Genomic DNA, 396 nt, shown 5'->3' with positions numbered 1-396 from the left:
AGTTTATCCTCAGCATTTTGTCGACCATGCTGTCGACCTACCTGCTGCTGGCGCTGATCCTGTCGGTGTCCATCACCTGGTGCATGAACCGGCTGATGGTGCATCCGCTGCGCGCGATGGCCAAAGAGCTGGAGAACATCTCGCAGGACGAAGCGCCCTATCATCAACTGATGCTGCCGGCGCTGCACCAGGATGATGAGCTCGGCCTGCTGGTGCGCAATTACAACCGCAATCAACAGACGCTGGCCAAGGCGCATGCCGACATGAGCCGCCTGAGCACCCGCCACCCGGTGACCGAACTGCCCAACCCGGCCTTGCTGAACGCGTTGCTGGAACAGCATATCGCCTCCAGCCTGCGCCCCGAGCGTTTTAACCTGCTGGTGATCGGCATCGAGA

1 protein-coding gene is annotated in these 396 nt (G+C 60.6%); it reads left to right on the top strand.

Annotated elements, in window-relative coordinates; translation table 11 throughout:
- Nucleotides 1-396 (top strand): HAMP domain-containing protein (locus C5L13_RS28550; protein WP_158693568.1); only part of this gene is annotated, 396 nt, incomplete at both ends.

It is taken from the genome of Neorhizobium alkalisoli (genome assembly GCF_002968635.1).
Classification (GTDB): domain Bacteria; phylum Pseudomonadota; class Alphaproteobacteria; order Rhizobiales; family Rhizobiaceae; genus Neorhizobium; species Neorhizobium alkalisoli.
This window is presented reverse-complemented; position numbering and strand designations above follow the sequence as displayed.